The sequence below is a fragment of the Hydrogenophaga taeniospiralis genome (genome assembly GCF_020510445.1).
Classification (GTDB): domain Bacteria; phylum Pseudomonadota; class Gammaproteobacteria; order Burkholderiales; family Burkholderiaceae_C; genus Hydrogenophaga.
Genome location: NZ_JAHBAG010000001.1, coordinates 3,814,156 through 3,832,874 on the forward strand (window position 1 = coordinate 3,814,156; position 18,719 = coordinate 3,832,874).

At 60.2% G+C, this 18,719-nt stretch carries 18 protein-coding genes; all 18 read right to left on the reverse strand.

Annotated features, from left to right (window positions below; genetic code table 11):
- Positions 1-59: 59 nt before the first annotated feature.
- Positions 60-560 (reverse strand): GNAT family N-acetyltransferase, encoded by a 501-nt coding sequence (locus tag KIH07_RS18320; RefSeq protein ID WP_226493333.1) that lies wholly within the window; start codon positions 558-560, stop codon positions 60-62.
- 127 nt (positions 561-687) lie between these two features.
- Positions 688-2,031, reverse strand: a complete 1,344-nt coding sequence (glmM, locus tag KIH07_RS18325) for a phosphoglucosamine mutase (protein WP_226493334.1) — start codon at positions 2,029-2,031, stop codon at positions 688-690.
- A 199-nt stretch (positions 2,032-2,230) separates the two neighbouring features.
- Positions 2,231-4,144, reverse strand: coding sequence for a type IV secretory system conjugative DNA transfer family protein (locus tag KIH07_RS18330; protein ID WP_226493335.1), 1,914 nt, complete (start codon positions 4,142-4,144; stop codon positions 2,231-2,233).
- Positions 4,145-4,151: 7 nt separating this feature from the next.
- Complete coding sequence (locus tag KIH07_RS18335) at positions 4,152-5,108, reverse strand: lysozyme inhibitor LprI family protein (protein ID WP_226493336.1); 957 nt, start codon at positions 5,106-5,108, stop codon at positions 4,152-4,154.
- Between the two features lie 62 nt (positions 5,109-5,170).
- Positions 5,171-5,635, reverse strand: a complete 465-nt coding sequence (locus KIH07_RS18340) for a hypothetical protein (protein ID WP_226493337.1) — start codon at positions 5,633-5,635, stop codon at positions 5,171-5,173.
- A gap of 3 nt (positions 5,636-5,638) precedes the next feature.
- A complete protein-coding gene (virB11, locus tag KIH07_RS18345; RefSeq protein ID WP_226493338.1) occupies positions 5,639-6,685 on the reverse strand; it encodes a P-type DNA transfer ATPase VirB11 in 1,047 nt (348 codons plus the stop codon).
- A gap of 19 nt (positions 6,686-6,704) precedes the next feature.
- Positions 6,705-7,784, reverse strand: coding sequence for a TrbI/VirB10 family protein (locus KIH07_RS18350; protein ID WP_226493339.1), 1,080 nt, complete (start codon positions 7,782-7,784; stop codon positions 6,705-6,707).
- Complete coding sequence (locus KIH07_RS18355) at positions 7,781-8,494, reverse strand: TrbG/VirB9 family P-type conjugative transfer protein (RefSeq protein ID WP_226493340.1); 714 nt, start codon at positions 8,492-8,494, stop codon at positions 7,781-7,783. Before KIH07_RS18355 ends, KIH07_RS18350 begins: the two co-directional genes overlap by 4 nt.
- Before the next feature lie 89 nt (positions 8,495-8,583).
- Positions 8,584-9,480 (reverse strand): virB8 family protein, encoded by an 897-nt coding sequence (locus KIH07_RS18360; RefSeq protein WP_226493341.1) that lies wholly within the window; start codon positions 9,478-9,480, stop codon positions 8,584-8,586.
- 56 nt (positions 9,481-9,536) lie between these two features.
- Positions 9,537-9,860 (reverse strand): TcpQ domain-containing protein, encoded by a 324-nt coding sequence (locus KIH07_RS18365; protein WP_226493342.1) that lies wholly within the window; start codon positions 9,858-9,860, stop codon positions 9,537-9,539.
- A 147-nt stretch (positions 9,861-10,007) separates the two neighbouring features.
- Entirely contained in the window at positions 10,008-10,406 is a 399-nt protein-coding gene (locus KIH07_RS18370) for a hypothetical protein (RefSeq protein ID WP_226493343.1), read from the reverse strand.
- Between the two features lie 30 nt (positions 10,407-10,436).
- A complete protein-coding gene (locus KIH07_RS18375; RefSeq protein WP_226493344.1) occupies positions 10,437-12,905 on the reverse strand; it encodes a VirB4 family type IV secretion/conjugal transfer ATPase in 2,469 nt (822 codons plus the stop codon).
- Positions 12,906-12,954: 49 nt separating this feature from the next.
- On the reverse strand, positions 12,955-13,275 hold the full coding sequence (locus KIH07_RS18380; RefSeq protein ID WP_226493345.1) for a type IV secretion system protein VirB3: 321 nt from the start codon (positions 13,273-13,275) through the stop codon (positions 12,955-12,957).
- Between the two features lie 87 nt (positions 13,276-13,362).
- Positions 13,363-13,707: a TrbC/VirB2 family protein gene (locus KIH07_RS18385; RefSeq protein ID WP_226493346.1), complete on the reverse strand. Its 345-nt coding sequence runs from the start codon at positions 13,705-13,707 to the stop codon at positions 13,363-13,365.
- A 27-nt stretch (positions 13,708-13,734) separates the two neighbouring features.
- Positions 13,735-14,808 (reverse strand): lytic transglycosylase domain-containing protein, encoded by a 1,074-nt coding sequence (locus KIH07_RS18390; RefSeq protein ID WP_226493347.1) that lies wholly within the window; start codon positions 14,806-14,808, stop codon positions 13,735-13,737.
- 280 nt (positions 14,809-15,088) lie between these two features.
- Positions 15,089-15,913, reverse strand: coding sequence for a dihydropteroate synthase (gene folP, locus KIH07_RS18395; protein ID WP_226493348.1), 825 nt, complete (start codon positions 15,911-15,913; stop codon positions 15,089-15,091).
- Positions 15,914-15,986: 73 nt separating this feature from the next.
- Positions 15,987-17,903 (reverse strand): ATP-dependent zinc metalloprotease FtsH, encoded by a 1,917-nt coding sequence (gene ftsH / locus KIH07_RS18400; RefSeq protein WP_226493349.1) that lies wholly within the window; start codon positions 17,901-17,903, stop codon positions 15,987-15,989.
- Between the two features lie 138 nt (positions 17,904-18,041).
- On the reverse strand, positions 18,042-18,719 hold the full coding sequence (locus tag KIH07_RS18405) for an RlmE family RNA methyltransferase (protein WP_226493350.1): 678 nt from the start codon (positions 18,717-18,719) through the stop codon (positions 18,042-18,044).

An 18,719-nucleotide genomic window follows, 5' to 3' on the forward strand; every position in this document is an offset into this window, starting at 1 on the left:
GGGCCGCTCACATCGCTCCCGTGAGGAGGTCGCGCGCAGCGCGGCGAGGGTGGGTCTGTTCACAGCCACTTCTGCATGAACTGCGCCGTGCCCATGGCCGGATCGAGCTGGTAACCGGCGTAGCCGATGCGCTGGTAGAGCTTGACCGCGGGCGCATTGCCCGAGAGCACCTCCAGCGTCATCTTCACCGCGCCGCGCTCGCGCGCGATCGTTTCGGCCAGTGCCAGCATCAGCTCGGCGATGCCACGCCCGCGGTGGCTGGCCAGCACCGCCACATCGTGCACGTTCACCAATGGCCGGCAAGCGAAGGTGGAAAAACCCTCGATGCAGTTGACCAGCCCCACCGGTGCATCGCCTTCAAACGCCAGCACGCTGTAGGCCTGCGGGCGGGCGGCGAGCTCGGACACCAGATGCGCCTTGGCAAAGTCGGACAGCGGCTCGCCACCGCCGGCCGGGTCGCTGGCATAGGCGTCGAGCAGCATCACCAGCGCGGCCCGGTGCTGCTGGTCGGCGTAGTCGGCGCGCTGCACCGTGATGGCCGATACCGGTTGCGGGGTCATTGGCGTGTTTTCGCCCCGCGGGCTGCGGTGCGGGATTTCTGGGGGACGGCCCGGCGCGGCGGTCACTGAATTGCCCTCCGCGCCACGCGCTGCGGGGCTGAGCGCCTTCGGAGCGGCCGGGCGGCGCTCATACCGGCACCTGCGACTTCACGGCCTCGACCAGCCGCTCGGCGCACGACCGAGCCTGCTGCGCATCGCGCGCTTCGACCATGACGCGCAGCAGCGGCTCGGTGCCGCTGGGCCGGATCAGCACCCGGCCGGTCTCGCCCAGCTCCGCCTCGACGGCGCGAATCTCCTCGTCCAGGCGGGTGTTGGTCTTCCAGTCCTGGCCAGGTTGCAAGCGCACGTTGATGAGCGTCTGCGGAAACAGCGTCACCTCGGACAACAACTGTGCCATGGTCTGGCCGCTGTCCATGCAGGCGGCCAGCACCTGCAGGGCCGACACCAGGCCGTCGCCGGTGGTGTGGCGGTCGAGCACCAGCAGGTGGCCCGAGCCTTCGCCGCCCAGGCTCCAGCCGTGCCGCTCCAGTTCTTCGAGCACATAGCGGTCGCCCACGCGGGCGCGCACGAATTTCACACCCTTGCGCTTGAAGGCCACCTCCACCGCCATGTTGGTCATGAGCGTGCCCACCACGCCGGGCACGTCGATGTCGCGAGCGATGCGGTCGGCCGCGATCAGGTACAGCAGCTCGTCGCCATTGAAGAGGCGCCCGGTGGTGTCCACCATCTGCAGCCGATCAGCGTCGCCATCGAGCGCTATGCCGTAGTCGGCACCGTGCGCCTTCACCGCCTCCACCAGCGCCTGTGGGTGGGTGGCACCCACGTCCTGGTTGATGTTCAGCCCGTTGGGCGCGCATCCGATCCGGACCACTTCGGCGCCGAGTTCGTGGAACACATCGGGCGCGATGTGGTACGCCGCACCGTTCGCGCCGTCCACCACGATCTTGAGGCCCTTGAGCGTGAACAGGTGGGAACAGGTGCTCTTGCAGAACTCGATGTAGCGCCCCGCCGCGTCATCGAGCCGGCGCGATTTTCCCAGGCTGGCCGAATCGGCCCAGGCCGGCGGCTGCGCCAGCACGGCCTCGACCGCGAGCTCCCATTCGTCGGGCAGCTTGGTGCCCTGGGCGCTGAAGAACTTGATGCCGTTGTCGTCGAACGGATTGTGGCTGGCGGAGATCACCACGCCCAGGCTGGCACGCTGGGCACGCGTGAGGTAGGCCACGGCCGGCGTGGGTACCGGGCCAAGCAGCACCACGTCGACGCCCGCCGAGTTGAAGCCCGATTCCAGCGCGCTTTCCAGCATGTAGCCGGAAATGCGCGTGTCCTTGCCGATCAGCACCGTGGGCCGGCTTTCGTGCTGCTTGAGCACCCGCCCCACGGCGTGGGCCAGGCGCAGCACGAAGTCGGGCGTGATGGGGGGCTGGCCAACCGTGCCACGTATGCCGTCGGTGCCAAAGTATTGTCGTGTCATAGGGGAAAGAAAGATGGGCGGACTCGACCGCAAGGGGCAGGGGCCGCTCCGGGCGGCCTGGTCGGCATTTTAGGACTTGCCTGTATCGCCCTCAAAGGCCCCGGGAGCGACTCGGTGGCGCGAAGGTGGTTGCGGGGTTCGTTGGGTTGACCGACGGCAACGGCGCCCGTTGGCACCCCGGCCCGTCGCCACGGTGTGCCTACCGTTCCAGTTGGTGCAGCAACCCGTCCACCTCGTGTTGAATCCCCGCCAGCCCGGTGTATTCGCTGGGGGTCGCGGGCATGCGCTGGCGATGCGCCTCGTACTGCTGCGCCAACGAGGACTCAACGCTCTCCTGTACCACCGGCGGTGGGGTCTGCGGCATCGGATCGCGGGCCAGCGCGGGGTCGGCCCGGGTGCCTGGAACCAGGGGCTCGCTGCCCGGCAGGGTCAGCAACGGCACCGGCACCTTGGGCAACAGCCGCTCCTTGAAGGCCGGGTCCTGGTAGTAGCGGATCTTGTCCGCCATCACCGGGTGGGCCATGCCCTCGACGAGGAGAATTTCCTTGTCGTCGCCCATGGCCTTGAGCTCCTGCGGCAGCATCAGCGCGCGACGCTCGTCGCTCTCGCTGCGCGTGTAGCTGCTGTCGCGCGACCTGCTGCGGCTCACGCTGTCCTTGCGCATGCTGGTGTAGCCCAGCATGTCGCTGTACTCGTTGGCGTCGTGCTGTTCGCGCGGTGCAAAGATGATCTGCAGCGCGTGGTTGGTCATGATGGTGCGCGCCTGTTCCTTGCCGTAGGTCGATTCCAGTTGGGACAGGCTCTGGACGATGGGCATCAGGCGCAGGTTGTAGCCGGCCATGAAACTGACCGCGCTGGCGATGATGTCCACCCGACCGATGCTGGTGAACTCGTCCATCAGCAGCAGGCACTGGTGCCTCAGCGCCGGGTTGGCCTGGGGCAGTTCCCGGGTGTTCTGGTTGATCAGCTGGCTGAAGAACAGGTTGAGCATCAAGCGGCTTTCGGCCAGCTTGTTGGGCTGGATCGCCACGTAGATGCTCATCTTCTTCTTGCGCACGTCGCGGATGTCGAAGTCGTTGGCGCTGGTGGCGGCGTCCACCACGGGGTTGAGCCAGGGGTTCAGCGGCTCCTTGAAGGTGCCCATGATGCTGGCAAAGGTTTCGTTCGCCTGCCCCAGCAAGGTGGCGAACGCCGCTTTCGCGCTCGGGCTCAGGTGGGGCCAACTGGCCAGGTCGGCCAGATAGGTCTTGATGTCCTGGCCCGCGCGGCCGGACGCCAGGCGGTAGAGCCCCCCCATGGTGGGCGCTTGGGGACGGTCCTCGCCCGAGCCGAAGAAGCGGGCCAGGTAGGCGGCCTGCTCGAACGCGTAGAGCGCGAACGCGACAAAAGCGTTCTGGGCCTGGTTGGCCCAGAACGGGTCCTTGTGCAGATCCGTGGCCGGGTACAGCATGGCCGCGATGCTCTGCACATCGCTGACCCGGAAGTTCGGGTCATCGGACACATAGCCCAGCGGGTTCCAGCGGTGGGTCCGCAGGTCTTCCGCGAAGGGGTTGAACAGGTAGACCTCCTGTCCGTAGCGGGCGCGAAAACCACTGGTCAGATCGAAGTTTTCCTGCTTGATGTCCAGCACCACCACCGAGCCCTGGTAGCTCAGCAGGTTCGGAATCACGAGGCCCACGCCCTTGCCCGAGCGGGTCGGCGCGGCCAGTATGGCGAACTGCTGCCCGTTGAAGTACAGGTACTTGCCGTCTTTCTTGCCCACCACCAGCGCGGTGTCCGAGGGTGCAAGCATCTTGCGCTGGCGAAGATCGGCCATCTGGGCAAAACGGGCCTCACCGTACAGGTTCGGGCGCTGTTTCTTCAGCACCAGCACCAGCGCGCCCAGGAGCACCAACAACGGCAGGGCAAAGCCCATCAAGCCGCTGGTCTGCACGGTTTTCCCGAACTGGGGGTGTGCCGAATGGGCCCACCAGTACGCCGGGTAGCTGGTCAGGCCAAGCTCCTCCAACGGCAAACCCAGGCGCCAGAACAGGATCAGGCCACTGAGGTAAGCACCACCAAGACAGGCCACCAGCAGCACGGCCACCAGGAACATCAACCGGGTCTGGCGCATGGCCCGCTCACTCCTTCTGACTCGACAGCCGCGCCAACCGCACCTTGTACTGCTGGATCTGCGAGCGCGACAGGTCGTAACGACAGGCCTCGATGGCCGAGTTGAACAAGGCCGCGGGCAGGGCCTGCTCGCGCACGAACAAGGCGCAGCGCGCGTTGCGGTAGCGCAGCCAGGTGGCGTGCGAGATGGCCAGGTTGCGCGAGAAGGCCTGCACGTAGTCGCGACTCTGGTTCTGCTGCAACAGCTGGCGCTGGGCGCTGCGGTATTCGCGCACCACGTCCTGCATTTCCTTGTCCGCTTCCAGCCTCGACTTGCGGCAACCCAGCAACTCGGGGGTGGGCCCCTGGCAGGCCTGATCGGCCGGTGCCTGCGCCCACCCCGTGCCCTGCCCCAGCTGGCGGACCCATCGGGCCGCCTGGGTGGAATAACAATGGGTCTCCTGGGCGGTGTGTCCGGCCTCGATGGCGAAGCGCAACTGCAGGCAACCCCGGCCGGCCGGCATCAGTTCACCCAGATGCGACAGCGGCTCGACCGCCACGAAGGTGCGGGTCTGCGGCTCGTACTGGTACAGCACCGACACGGGCAGCCGGCTCTCGGGGGCCAGCAAGCGCACCACCGCAAAATCCTGCCAGCCATCGCCGTTGGCGTCCCAGAACTTCAACCACTGCCGGCCATCGATGTTGTCGCGTGGCAGCTCGAACGCATGCGGTATGGCCTGCAGCTCCTTGTCGCCCTGGCTCACCACCACAAAGCCCGCGCCATAGACCTGATCGTCATCGTCGGCGCTGTCGTCAAACACGAAGTCGAACCGGTAGGCCTCGCCGTCTGGCGCCAGTTGAACCAGCATGGGCTCCAGACCCCGATCAACCATGTTCTCCAGCCCGGCGCACGCGGTCAGCAAACCGCCCACCAGACCCGCGCCGACCCAGCGGCATACCGTCCACCAGCCCTTCTTTTTCATCATCACTCCTACTCCCTCATTTCACGCTCACGCGACATCGATCCATTGCCCGGCAGACGCCATCCCTAGACGCAACGGACATACACCGAGGTTTCAACCCGCTCCGTCACCAAGTCAACGACTCTTCTGGACCAGCGCAGCTCGTCCTTTCGGACCTCGAAAACATAGGTCTCCAGCACCTTGGGCGCCTCGTACGGATACGTGTCCAGGAGTCCCTGGAGACGCCAGGTCGAACGCCGCTTCGCCCGGACATCAACCACAAAAACCACCTTGTGTTGACCCACAGGGCCCCACTCCATGATGTTCTGGTCGCCGATCTGCAATGCGCCGGGGTCCAGCTCCACCGGGCGCCGCCGGACATACCGTGCGCACTGCTGTGCGCCGGCTTCGGTCTTCGGGTACCAGATGCCGCGCATTCCGATCGGTGTCAGATCGGAGCGCGCACGGGGCGACGCGGCCTGGGCACCACCTGCCAGCACCATGGCCATGCCCAGCGCCAACACACACGAAGCAAAAAACTTGTTCAACATGGGTCAGTCCATGGCCAATCGGCGTTGTGGGTCGAAGTCAATGCCCGTGATGTAGCGCCGCCCCGCGTGGGCCTTGATGTGCACCACCACATCGATGGTCAACATCAGGAGCCGCTTGATCTCGGCGAACGCCAGGCCCGAACCTTCGGGCGAGGCCTTGATCATCAAGGCCATCTGGTCCCAGGTCTGGCTGGTGCTGCCAGCGTGGCAACTGGTGATGGAGCCCGGATGGCCCGAGGCACAGTTGCGGATGTAGTAGAACGACTCGTCCCCCCGGATTTCCGCCAGGATGATGCGGTCGGGCTTCATGCGCAGGCAGGCCTCCATGCAGCCCTTGGCCGACACGTTGGCCGTGCCCTGCCCGCCCCGCGAATAGATCAGGTGCACCGCGTTGGGCTGCTCGATGAACAGCTCGCGGGCGTCTTCGATCGTGATCAGGCGTTCGTCGTCGGGAATGTGCGTCACCAGCGATTTCATAAACGTGGTCTTGCCACTGCCGGTGGCCCCCGACACCACGATGTTCTTCTTGTAGTGCACGGCCTGGCTGAAAAATCCGTGGTAATCGCGGGCTCTCTTGAGCTCCAGGAGCTCCTGATCCATCGCGCTGATGCTTCCGTCTTCTTCGAGGATCCGGTCGAAGAAGCCGTCGCTCTGGTACTGGCTCAGCGTCTTGGTGTAGCGCGAAGGCAGGCGGATGGTGATGGAAACGTGATCAGCCGGTACTGCGGGCGGCAGCACGAACTGGGCGCGCTGCCCGGTCGGAAACGTCAGCGATACCACCGGGTCCACGTTGGTGATGCGCTGCCCCGTCTTGCTCTCGTTGACCACCGTGGTGCAGAACTGGCGCGCCCGGTCGAACGTGAGACCGGGCACGTCCATCCGTTGCCAGCCCGCCGCCGTTTCCAGGAACACCTCGCCTGGGCGGTTGATGCAGATTTCGGTGACGTTGGGGTCGCTCAGGTAGCCGGAAATCCCCAGCACGTGGTACTGGTACTCCAGAAACTCCGTTGAAATGTTCGCAATCGGTTCGTCGTTCGGCTGTTCCGTCATGTTGTGCAAACGCCCGCGATCACCGCATCACGCTGGAGAAGTCGACGTCGCGGGCCGCAAAGATGTTGATCACCGTGCCGTTTAGCACGGTCACCGTGGCCTTGCGGTTGGCCGATCGGGCCAGCATGTCCGAAGCCGCCTTCTTCACCGTGGTGGCGGTCTGGGACTCCCAGGGGTCGACCCGCGTACTGGCCAGACGACCATCGCTGTCGTATTGAGACGTCTCACGCCCGCGAATGTCGTTGCGGTCCGCGAACTTCTGCGCGCCAGCATCAATGCCGTCCGCGAGCAGACTGACCAGCAGAGCCGAGCCAATGCGCTCCCCCCAGTGACCGTCGTAGTGGCCAGGAACCCCGGTACCGCCCAGCGCGTCCGTGCCGGCGCTGTCGATCCGCACGTCCAGACCGGTCGTGGTCAGCACACGGGTCCAGACGATACCGACACGGTCGTAGTGCTCATCGGCGTATTTGTATTCACCCGTGACCTTGGAGCCCTTGTCGATCAACAGGCGTCGACCGTTCACCGAATAGATCGGCTCGGTGACGATGCACGAGGTCATGCCGGGCAGGGTGGACACCACCTTCGTTTCCAGCGAGCAACGGATGAAGGTGCCACGCGTCAGGGTGAAGTCGGCGTTGGCCAGAACCTCCACGGCGCCCCGCTTCACGGCGGAGAACTCGTCTTCGAAGAACGGGTTCTTTTTGCCCTTGTCGGTCGCCGCGGTCAGGTTGTCCCGACTGGCCATGCGCCGCTCCAGCAGATCGTCCCGGGTTGCGGGCGCGTCGGCCATGGCCGCCGATTCTGGCAATGGGGGCGCCACGGTCGGCGCAGCCTGCGCCACCGGAGGGGGCGGCAGCTTCAACACCGGTTTCTCTGGCACCGTCACCTCTTCAAAGGTGACCCGCTTCTTGTCGTCGCCATCGGCGGAGAACGCATTGCTGGCCACCCACAGCGTCATGCCGATGGTGGCCAGCGACACCAGGACGATGTAGGCCACCGCCGTCTTGTTCACGCCGCGCGTAAGGCCCGCCGACAGCTTGGGCATGTTGTCCGACAGCGCCGGGCCCGGGGCACTCCCATTGGGAAATTGCATGCTCATTTGTTCCTCCTCAATCCAACCACATCGTTGCCCAGGCGCATCACCAGGTACGGGTAGACGCCCAGGACCACCATCACGTTCTTTTCGCTTTTGGTGTTCACCAGAAACTCCTCACCGGCACGCTCGTGGCGGCCAAAAACCGCTGGGAAGTTCGCCATGGGTGGCAGATGGATGTAGGTGAACTGCTGGTTGTCATAGACCCGCGTCGGCACGATGGTGGAGTCCTCGCGAACCGCCGAATAGTCGTAATTCAGGTGGTAGTTGTTCTGCGAGTTCAGCGCACCCGGCGACGGCGACAGCACCGCATTCACCGCCGCCATGCTGCTCGCCTTGTCGGGCTCATCGCTGCCATAGACAAAACGCACCTTGTAGAAGACCCCCGCGCTCTTCGCTTCCTCCAGCGTGCGCCACTTGGTGGCCGACACCCGCAGATCCAGCAGGTACGAACGCATGTTCGTGCGGATGTACATGTTGGTGTCGACGTCCACATTCTTCGGCCGGATGTAGAAGATGTTGTCGCGCCGCACCAGCTCCCAGCCGTCGCTGAAACCCGTGCCGAAGTCCTTGATCTGTTCCTGGGCGCTGATTTCGATCTGAGTGGCAATGCCCAGACCGGTGTTGACGCGGACCACCTGGTCGGGTCGATAGACCACATCGCGCACTTCTTGCGCCAGGGCCACGCCCGGCCCCGTTGCGCTGAAAGCGGCCATTGCGGCCCAAAGCCATCGAAAGCGAGTGTTTTTGATCATCTTTTGGCGGTCCCTGTCTGTTCGAAAGTATTTGCCTGGTTGTGTCGACATCATTGCCCCTGGGTTGGCGTGGCAGGTGCACCTGGCAGGCTGGTCCTAGCGTCTACCGCGGGGGTCGGTTGCGAGGTCTGTGTGGCCTCAGCCCCCCGATGCAACACGCCTTCTTCTTCCGTGAGCAAGGGCATGCCCACATCCTGTTCTGCGGCCTTGAAAACCGGCGCATTGAACTCGTCGTCCACCTTGAAGGCCGTGACCTGAAAGCCCAATGGGTTGCGCAAGCGCAGGTTGTCCTCCATGCGCAGATTGGCCTTGTACTCATAGCGCAACGTGCCAACATGGCTGCTCAGGTATTCGCTCTTGCCCGTGCTCTTGTCGAATTTCCACTTCTCGAACCGCACCGTCGCAGCCGTCGGACGCGCACCGCGCTCCTCGTCCAGGCCATTGAACACAATGCTGTTGACCTTGATACGGATCGCAAAATTGCGGCCCCATTTCTTCTCCGGGCTGTTGTCGGTGCCGTCAAACTGCTTCACGAACAAACCCTTGACCTGATCGTTCGACATCGCTGCCACGTACTCCCAGTCGTGTTCGTTGATCGTGTCGTAGTCGTAGCCCTCGCGCGCCTGCACAAAGCGCGCCACATGGCTTCGGTTCAGCGCTTCGCTGGCATAAATGCCGGTCGCAGCCACGTTGTCACGCAGGTGCGACACCGTGCTCGTGCTGCGTTTCAAATCCACCGTCACCAGATAGGGCACCTTCTCCTTGAGGGGCAGCATGTACGCGATGCTGACCACCAGACACACCGTGACGGCCATCGAGCAAAACGCCACGATCCAGGCCCGACGCTCACTGCGCTTGACCATGGTGATCACGTTCGATTCGAAATCCATCGACTTCTTGAGAATCTCCTGCGAAGCCGGCGACAACTCGCGCTTGAAAAATGCCATATCAGCCCTGAAAACCTAGTTGATCCGTAACCGTCATGTCTGGCTCGATGCCGCGCTCAGGGCATCTTGGTCACCAGCATCGACTTGTTGGCTGTCACCTGAACCCGCAGCTTCTGCGCTGCGTAAATGCGGCGAACCGTGTTGAGCGCCCGCTGCAAGTTGTTGTCCTTGACGGACTCCAGACCGCTCACCAGCGTCAGGTCGCTGGGGTACTGCCAATCCAGCGAACCGCCGTACTCCTTCGCCCAGCGCTCCAGCATGTGACGCAGGGTCGGGTCGGTCGGCAGCATCTGAAACTTGGGCAACTCGGCTTCCTCCTTGAGCGGAATCTCCTGAGGAACGCCGCTGAGCGTGTTCACCGGTTTCCAGTTGTCCGCCATGTCCACCGCCTGAGGCGTGGTACACGCCTGGAGAACGACCAAAAGGGCGAGTAAAGACAAACGGGGTGTGACAGACGGTGTTTCTTTTGAAATCATTCTTTGTATGGCTCGTTTAAAAATGGATTTCCTATCCACGTAGCAGCGTGCTCAGAAGTCATCTCCATGCTCACAAGTGGACATGCCATCCTGGCTTTTTGGGTCGCCTTTTGTGCTCAATGGTTGATGACTGCTGGTCGCTTTCCAGGCCCCCATCGTCTTTCCATGAACACATACCTCTTCGAATTTTGGAATCCATTTGGTATTGAGGTAATAACAGGTCTGGGTCCAGGTTCCCGGTCCAGTAGGTGCCCAGCAATGCGCCGGAATGCCGATGGTGCAAAACGAAAAAACGTCTTCCTCATATGGGACACCTTGGCTGAAATAAGCCCCTCCAGTGCTTCCCCCTTGCGCCACTCCCCCGCATTTGGATGCCCAAGCGACATGATTCCAGAATGCAGAACCCATCATCAGGAGCGCAACAAACGATTTCCGATAGGTGATGTTCACTTCATGTTCTCCCTGTGCAATATGTTCATATCAATCAAGCTCGTTGGCCGCCGTCGGCGCATGACGCAAAAACTCATTGCTGTTGGCCATCACAGCCTTGCGATGGGTGCGCAGCCCTTTGCGTCGCACGTGAAATTCCGGCAACCATGTATCCGGTTGCTCAGGTGTCGGATGCTCCCTGAGCAATTCACCGAGAATTTCGACGTTGTCGCTGGAACCTGATAGCACCGCCAGTTCGTCGTCCATGCCGTTGAGATTGAGTTGGCACAACACGGCGTTGTGCCCTTGCTTGACCAAAAAACAGCGGCTGCGCTCGTCCAGTCCAACCACCAGTTCGAACTCGGCCTGGGTGAGTTTGAGTCCGTCGAGATAGTCCTTGGCATCTGCGTTCGGATTGGGCAACAGGATCAGCGTCGCGGTCTGCTCAACGAGCGCGGCCGAAATATCGCTATTAAGCGCATCCTGCGGGCTCTGGGTAGCAAAGATTCCCAGACCATTTTGCTTCCGGATGGTCTTCTGTTTATTTTTAGCGAAGTCCTTGAGGCCACCCTTGCCCTCAAGAACTTTCCAGAATTCGTCCATGACGTAGATGAATGGCCTGCCGTCGATCAGGCTCTCCATCCGGTGCAGAAGGTATTGGATGATGGGTTCGCGGGTCCTGCTGTCCTCGATGATTTCCGTGTAATCGAAACCAATGATATTGGAACCGGAGAAATCGATCCTGTCCTTGGCATTGTCGAACACCCAGGCAGCTGGCCCGCCCTTGCACCAGACCGAAATGCATTCAAAGAGACTGCCTTCACCCATGTTGGGCAGGCTCTTTTGAAGGTTGGTCATGGTCCTCAGGTGCAGCGGAGTGTCGAGAATGGCGCGCACGGCACGAATCAAATCCTCCTGCTCTGACGCGCTGTATTTTTCTTTTCCACAAAGCGTCTGCATCAATTCCACCAGAAACTGCTCATTCTCTGGCGTGTTATCGCATTGCAGCGGGTTGAACCCTGTGGGGCGCCCTTTCTCCAGCGTAAAGTACCTCCCGCCACAAGCTCGGATAAAGATCTCGGCACCGCGGTCCTTGTCAAAAAAGAAGATTGTGGGTTCGGGTTGAATTTTTTGCACTTGAGCCAGCAAAAAATTGATCAATGCCGTTTTACCAGTACCCGATTTTCCAATCACCATGGTATTGGCAATGGCTTTTTCACCCAGCGAATACTCGTGCGACTTGGTTGCATGAAAATTAAAATGGTACGCTTGATTGTTCAGGGTCTGCAAGATGCTGACCGATGGGCCCCATGGATTGAAGTTAGGCTTTCCGGTAGCAAAATTGTGCAGAGGGCTCAAACCAAGAAAATTGAGCGAACTCAGATTGGCGATGCGGGGACGGAAACGCCAATTACAGGGCAGTTGCGCATAAAAAGCTGCAGGGATGGCAACGTCTTCTTTGACCGTAACAAAACTGGCACCCGACAACTGCGCCCGAGCTTGCGACACATTGTTGTACAGCTCCTCCTGATTGGAGGCAAAGACAGCCATATTGAAATGGTATTGGCCCAAAACAAAATTACCCGATGCCAGTTGATCCATCGCAAAATCAAGCTCCACGATTTGACTGACAGCCTTATCCTCCGAAGAAAGCATCGCCCCCTTGGTTCGTTCCAGGGCCTTCATGGAGTCGTAGCGACTCATGGGCGTGAACGAATGCGTGACAATATACTCAAATTCCAAATATTTCAGACCGTTCAGAATGCCAGGCCAAGAGCTGTCCGAGTATTCCTTGATATTCAGGATCGCGCCATAAAAGTTATCGCCATTGGCGGTTCGAATCGCAAAGTCACCGCTCCCAGTTGAAAACATGTGTTTACTGGTGGGAAGATAGTTGTAAATGGGTGCTGACAACACCGGCACGGGTTCATCCACATGATTGACCACGTAGCCAAAGAACTCGAGGTTCTCGGAAAAGACTTGCTTGTGAATGCTTTCGTAGAGGCCGAGACGATACGGAGCATAGTCTTGCAGCAAGGCCTCGACGTTTCCAACCAGTTCGTAGATCTTTTCGAGATAGGCTTTTTCCTCACGACGCAGGACCTCAGTATCCCTGGAGAGTGCAGCGAACTTCTTTCCGCTGACCATGGGCCGATAAATCATCGTCAGGTACAGCTCGTTCTGCATCAGTCGTTTGCTGGAAAGACGTTCAATGTATGTGTCGTGCAATGCTTGGCAGAAGCGGTGTTGAAATCTGGCTTCGGCCCGAACCGGACGGCGCCGGCGCACGTCGTGCGCCCAAAAAGCAACATTTTCAAAGTCCGGCGCACGAAGACTTTGGAGCAGGCTGTTGAATGTCTTGTGGCGATGTTCCAGCTCCCAATCTTCGCGCCCCACAAACGGGAATCCACTGAGCAACCATGTAATGGTGTAATCGCCCTCCCTCGACTTCACCACATGTGTGTCAACGTGGGTACTGAAAGGAATGAAATTGCTGTAATCAGCATCTGGCGAAAACATAAGAAAACATCCAAGTCATCAAAAAGAATCAGGCAAAGGCAAATACAAATCAGATCTCATAACCAGTCTTTTTTATCGAATTTTTCTTGTACCTGGACGATCCAAACACCCAGGCACCGCCATATTGCTGGCGATTCCTGGGCAAAAATCGAAAGACAAGATTCAAACCGATCAAACGAAATATCATTTCATCCTTCTTGGCCATGACTCTCATCACAAAGACAGATACCGGAATCAAAAGCAAAAAATACAACGAAAAATACATGGCCATCATGAGTGGAACACCGGTGCCGACCACAAAAGGCAGGTAAGGCACACCCACAATCATTGGTGGACGGGTACAGCCACGAAAAAGAACATCCTTCTTCACAAACACCCCCCGAGATAGCGACTACACACCGAAGCCATTGAACGCACCAAATGCCATCTCAACGACTTCAGAATCAGGCCACCCAATTCAACAACCAGCCGCCGCAGTGTTTCCCACAAACCATTTTGCAATTTCCGCAGCGCCACCAATCAAAAGACCGCCAATCAACACCGGAGCAATGTCCGTAAATCTCTTATGAGCAAATGCAATCTGGTATCCAGCAAAAATAATGGCTATCGTCACCACACCGACCGAAATAACGCGCAACAAAGTCAGCAGCGTGGTGACGAATGTATTCACATTCTCACAGGCTTCAGCAAACGCCTCTGCAGCGAACAAGTCAGGTGAAGTTGCACAAAGGGAAAATGCACAAAATCCAATTGCCAGTATTTTCAGATCAACCATTGAAAAACAAAAAATCGATTTACGCACGATGAAGTCCCTTTTCTACACAAGTGGTTAAAACACAAATGATTTGTCCGATATTTCGGATTTACCCTGTTCAGGTGTTGAGTCATTGCTGTTCGGCCCAGCCGCAGCAGCGCTTTCGGATTTCCCAGACGACTCACGGACCTGCAACAAGCTCCCACCCTTGCGGACGGGGATGGCCTGCGGCTTGCGCGGATTGGTTTCCGCTGCGGAGCTGGGTGAAAACGGATCGGGCAAAGGCAACCGATCGGCCGGCAGACCAGCTGTCGCGGGTGGCAAGACGCGCGTTTGATAGGGATCGCCATTGATGCCAATGACTTGGGTCGGAATGTGGCTCAAACCGCCCGAAGAAGGCTTGCTTGACACAGGCATCACAGCACCGGGCCCCGGAACAGGAATCGCCGGTCGGCGCTCAGCCGTTTCGACTGCGGCATCCACGGAATGGCCTGTTGGTACCTGAGCATTGGCCATCGCCGCAGCCGTCACGGACAAGGGTGTTGATGGCTGGTACTTGCGAATGGCGTAGGGCTCAGGATAGGCAGATGAAGTAGCCTGCTCGGCCAGTCCAGTCACGGCCGCGTGTGCCTGCCGCAAAGGCAGGCCGTCTTCACGCGCGAGCTTCCGAGGTGTGTTGTTGTAAGGAATGACCTTGACCGGCTCTGGCTCACCGGTCAGACCGAATTGAGCCTTGCGCATGGAAGCAAATATCTTCTGCACATAGCCGTGATTGAATCCGGTGACGAAATTGCCGGAGTAGTAACAGCTGAAGGCTTTGCCCCAGTCCTGGGCGCGGTCGTAGCACTCACGGAGAATGCGGGAACCGGCCTTCAGGTTGGCGCAGACATCGAACGCCTCGGCATAGGTGGCCAAGCCGTATTTGGCGAGGTTGTAACGGTTGACCTGTGCAATGCCAACGGAGAAGTTGTAGCCCTCCCGTTTGAGCTGCCGCACTGCGGTGAGCGCTTCTTCCAGACTGCGTGGCTGCCGGGCCAGATAGCCACCGACCACACCGATGGCAAAGGGATTGCGCGAGGATTCCACGTGCACGACGTGCTGAATCACCACTTTGGGAACGGCGAGATCCTGGCAGTCCTGCATATCCATGAAAGTCAGCAAATCGTGCCGAAGCGATACGGGCGCGACGAGCGCGCGCGCCGAACGTCCTGATCAGGCACTGACATGCTGGCTACCCCTCCTTGAATGTTTTTTTGATAGCGCAGGTTATTGTAACTTAGGCACTACAAGCATTGCAACATCATTCAAGAGTGAAGCATTTTGATACACATTTCGCCCGCTCGTCTTATGCCTTCCGGATGGGAAAGAGCGGGATGACAGGCCTTTGCATCCCAGCGGACCGATGATCGCCGGGCACCCCAGAGGGCACCTATCCCAGAGCAGCGAGAACAGTCAGCGCATCCACCGTTTCGCGCACGTCATGCACCCGTACCACGCGTGCACCACGCTCAACCACCAGCAACGCCGCAGCCACGCTGGCCGAGACACGTTCTGCGGGCACCTCGCGACCGGTCACGCTACCGAGCGAGGACTTGCGGGACCAGCCAGCCAGCAGCGGGAATCCCAGGGCGAGCAATTCAGCTTGGCGCGCGAGCAAGCTGAAGTTCTGCGCCACCGTCTTGCCAAACCCGATACCAGGATCCAGCACGATCCGTGCGCGGGCCACGCCCACTGCATGCATTGCATCGATCCGTTGCTCAAGGAAATGGATCACCTGTGGCAACACGTCGCCGTCCATGGGTGCAGTCTGCATGGTCTGAGGGTCACGGTGCATGTGCATCAGGCACACACCGCAGCAAGGGTGTGAAGCCACCGCCTGCAGCGCCCCACGCTGGCGCAGGGCCCAGATGTCGTTCACGATATCGGCGCCTTCGTCGAGCACCGCCCGCATGACGTCGGGCTTGTAGGTGTCGACCGACACCGGCACCCCCAGCTTGACCGCCTCGCGCACCACTGGCAACACGCGCGCCAGTTCCTCGTCCAGCGGAACAGCCGGGCTGCCCGGTCGGGTGGACTCACCACCTATGTCCAGGATGTGGGCGCCATCCTTGATCAGTTGCTCGCAGTGCGCGAGAGCTGCCGAGGTGGCGGCAAAGTGCCCACCGTCCGAAAACGAGTCGGGCGTCACGTTGACAATGCCCATCACCTTGGGTTGGGTCAGATCGATATCAAAACGGGAGGTTTGCCAATGCATAAGGAAGACCCGAAAAAAACAACGGGGCCCAAAGGCCCCGTGTGGTCAAAGCAGGCACCCACCTGCAGAAGATTCAAGCTGCGGTTGGCGCAGGATCGGTGCTGACAGCGGGCGTCCCCCCACTGCCGCCGCCCCCCACCGAGGGATTGCGCGGCGTCCAGTCCTTGGGCGGACGGGGTGGCTTGCCGGCCATGATGTCATCGATCTGGTCGGCATCGATCGTTTCCCATTCCAGCAATGCGTTGGCCATGGCATGCATCTTGTCGCTGTGCTCTTCGATCAGCTCGCGCGCCAGCTTGTACTGCTGGTCAATGATGCGACGCACCTCAGAGTCGACCTTTTGCATGGTGGACTCGCTCATGTTGGTGGTCTTGGTGACCGAACGACCGAGGAAAACCTCACCTTCGTTTTCGGCATACACCATGGGACCCAGGGCATCCGTCATGCCATAACGCATCACCATGTCGCGGGCAATGGTTGTCGCACGTTCGAAGTCGTTGGATGCCCCGGTGGTCATCTGGTGCATGAAGACTTCTTCAGCGATGCGACCACCGAACAGCATGCTGATCTGGTTCAGCATGTAGTCCTTGTCGTAGCTGTAACGGTCCTGCGCCGGCAGGCTCATGGTCACGCCCAACGCACGACCACGGGGAATGATGGTGACCTTGTGCACCGGATCGCACTTGGGCAGCAATTTGCCGATCAGCGCGTGGCCCGACTCGTGATAGGCGGTGTTGCGACGCTCTTCTTCGGGCATCACCATGCTCTTGCGCTCTGGGCCCATGAAGATCTTGTCCTTGGCCTTCTCGAAGTCCTGCATTTCGACCACGCGCGCATTGCGACGCGCGGCCATCAGGGCGGCCTCATTGCACAGGTTGGCCAGATCGGCACCACTCATGCCTGGCGTGCCACGGGCGATCACGCTCGGATTCACGTCCGTGCCCAAAGGCACTTTTCGCATGTGCACATTCAGGATCTGCTCGCGGCCACGGATGTCGGGCAGCGTCACATAGACCTGACGGTCGAAACGGCCTGGACGCAGCAGCGCGGCGTCCAGAATATCAGGTCGGTTCGTGGCCGCGACCACGATCACCCCCAGATTGGTCTCAAAGCCGTCCATCTCCACCAGCATCTGGTTCAAGGTCTGTTCGCGCTCGTCGTTGCCACCACCCAGACCCGCGCCGCGCTGACGACCCACTGCGTCGATTTCATCGATGAAGATGATGCAAGGGGCATTTTTCTTGGCGTTTTCGAACATGTCGCGCACGCGGGCCGCGCCCACGCCGACAAACATCTCCACGAAGTCGGAGCCCGAAATGCTGAAAAACGGCACCTTGGCTTCACCAGCAATGCCCTTGGCCAGCAACGTTTTGCCAGTTCCCGGAGGGCCGACCAGCAACAAGCCACGCGGAATGCGACCGCCCAGCTTCTGGAATTTGGCCGGATCCTTCAGGAAGTCCACAACTTCCTTGACCTCTTCCTTGGCCTCGTCACAGCCGGCAACATCGGCAAAAGTCACGGTGTTGTTGTTCTCGTCCAGCATGCGCGCCTTACTCTTGCCAAAACTGAACGCACCACCCTTGCCACCGCCTTGCATCTGTCGCATGAAATATATCCATACACCAATGAGCAGCAGCATCGGGCCCCAGCTGACCAGCAGCGTCATGAGCAAGGAGCTTTCCTCGCGCGGACGCACATCGAACTTGACGTTGTTGTTGATCAGGTCGCCCACCAGGCCACGGTCGAGGTAGGTGGCCGTGGTGCGAATGCGACGGTCGTCCTGGGTCACGGCCACGATCTCCGTGCCACCCTGGCCCTCCTGAATGGTGGCGCTCTTGATGCGTTGCGCCTTGACCTCGTCGAGGAATTCAGAGTACCCCATGTAGCCTGCGCCAGCAGAGGCACGGCCGTCGAACTGCTTGAAGACGGTGAAAAGCACCATGGCGATGACCATCCACACGGCGATTTTCGAGAACCACTGGTTGTTCAAATGCAGCTCCTGGCTAGAACAATGACTGAATTGGACATGTTGAGCCCATTTTAGGACTTTCAAGCACCCCCGCCTTGATTAATGACTTGGCAATGTCAATCAAGGGGGTAGGCAAAATTTTGTAACCCGACGTGTGACTCACGCGCGGGATCTGTCTTTCAGACCCATGCCCACCAGAAAGGTTTCAGAAGACTTGTCCCGTGAGGCTTTGGGCTTGAACGGCTTGACCACCCGGAACGTCTGGCGAAACAGCGCCACCATCGGGTCGTACGCCCCGCCATGAAAGAGCTTGACCACCAGCGCACCATCGGGTTTGAGGTGGTTGACCGCAAATTCCACCGCCAGCTCCACCAGGTCGATGATGCGGGCTGCGTCGGCGGAGCCAATGCCTGAGAGATTGGGCGCCATATCGGACACCACCACATCCACGGTCTGGATGCCGCGGTCGACCAGCGCCTGCTCCAGCTCGGCCAGCACCGCCGGTTCGCGAAAATCGCCCTGGATGAAGTGGACACCCTCGACCGGCTCCATGGGCAACAGGTCCAGCGCGATGATGGTGCCCTGCAACGCCCCGACGGCCGCGCCCTGAGGACTCAGGCGGCGGCGCGTGTACTGGCTCCAGGCACCCGGCGACGAGCCCAGGTCCACCACGCAGTCGCCCGGGCGGATCAGCCCCAGCGTTTCGTCGATTTCCTTGAGTTTGTAGGCGGCGCGCGCGCGATACCCCTCGCGGGTCGCGAGCTTCACATAAGGGTCGTTGACGTGGTCGTTCAACCACGCCTTGTTGACCTTCTTGCTCTTGGTTTTGACTTTCAT